Source organism: Variovorax sp. 01T439_2 (genome assembly GCF_056398445.1).
Genome location: NZ_JBFTPJ010001193.1, coordinates 1 through 1,469, shown reverse-complemented (window position 1 = coordinate 1,469; position 1,469 = coordinate 1). Strand labels below are relative to the sequence as shown.

The window sequence follows — 1,469 nt, the reverse complement described above, 5'->3', positions numbered from 1 at the left end:
ACATGCCGCTGGTCGACATGGTCGACCCGCCGCACACCACCATCCGCCTGCCGCACCTCGAGCTCGGCTGGCGCGCGGCGGAGATGCTGTTCGAGGAAATCGACGGCCGCGCCATGTCGGCATCGACCGTGGTGCTGCGGCCCGAGCTCGTGGTGCGCAAGTCGACCGGTGCGCCTTCCGTGCGCTGATCAGCGGGGCAGGGTTTTCTTGCGCGCCGCCGGCCGCCGCGGCGGCTTCGCTTCGAGCACCAGCTCGGCCGGCAGCGTGTCGTTCCACGATTCGGTGAAGTAGGCGCGGTCGCTCGGCACCAGCTGCGGCAGGGCTTCGCGCAATGACGCCAGCGACTGCTCGGCCGCCTTCAGGTCGCCAGCATGCGCCGCATACCAGGCGTGCTCGAACAGCAGGCTGCAATGCTGCAGGCCGGGGTAGCGGCGCCGGCCGGCCTGGTGGTCGGCCAGCCGCGCCTGTGCCACCCCGACCCAGCGCGCGGGCCAATGCGCGGTGTCGAAGGCATCCGCGAGCGGCCCGGCGAGCTGCGAGATCGCGGCTGGGTCCAGCGGCTTCTGCGCGCGGAACTGCGCGAGCGTGGGCTGCGCCTCGGGCCGGCAGTGGCCGCGCGCGATGCGCATCAGGTAGATCGCGTTCCAGGCCGAGCGGCCCTGCCCGTCGGTGTGGCCGCAGAGCCATTCGCTGAAGGCGATCCACTGCACCGCGCGGCGCGTGGTGTCGGCATGGCCGTCGTGCGCGAGCGCCGGCAGGTCGGACAGGCCCACGCGGTCGAACAGCCATGCGGCCATGCCCATGTTGGCGGCCACGTGCTGCGCGGCGTCGAAGGAGTGCGACTCGAAGGCCGCGGCCAGCGCTTCGCCGAAGCGCTGCAGCGACTCTTCGGCGAGCGCTGCGGCGGCTGGCTTGTCGTCGGCGGAGAGCCCCAGCGCGCGCGAGCGGCACACCAGCGCCCACAGGTTGCACCACTCGAAGCGCACGTCGGGGTGGTGCCGCAGCACCAGGCTGCGCGCCGCATCGTTCGCCATGCCGCCCAGCAGCGACTGCGCGAGCGGCAGGTCGCGCGCGGTGTAGGCGCACCAGGCCGAGACGATGCATTCCATCGCGCCCAAATAGTCGTTGCCCGCCACATGGTGGGCGAGGCGCTGCTTCTTGAGCGCCTGCAGGCGGCGGCGCGCCTGCTCGTTGTCGCCGAGGCGGCGCCACAGCATGGCCTCGTTGAGCGTGACCAGCGCGCGCTGGAAATCGGTGGCGGCCAGCGTGCCGGCGAGGCGGATCGACTCCAGCGCACTGGGCGGCGACTTGGCCGGCGACCCGGCCGCGCCGCCGCCCGCCACCGGCGCCATGAGCCGGCCTTGCCGCGCCGCCCGCTGCGCGGCCACCAGCTGCTTCCAGAACGCCGCGTCCTGCAGGTGCACCGCATCGGGCGGCGCCGAGCCGGGCGCGCCCGCGCGGGCCTTGCG

Annotated in this window: 2 protein-coding genes; one reads left to right on the top strand and one right to left on the bottom strand. The window is 73.7% G+C overall.

Annotated features, from left to right (window positions below):
• On the top strand, window positions 1-188 hold a 188-nt coding region (locus tag AC1DOC_RS33415; protein WP_478131539.1), incomplete at its 5' end, for a substrate-binding domain-containing protein.
• Here AC1DOC_RS33415 and AC1DOC_RS33410 read toward each other — a convergent pair.
• Window positions 189-1,469, bottom strand: a 1,281-nt coding sequence (locus AC1DOC_RS33410; protein WP_478131538.1) for a hypothetical protein, incomplete at its 5' end; no start/stop codon positions are given.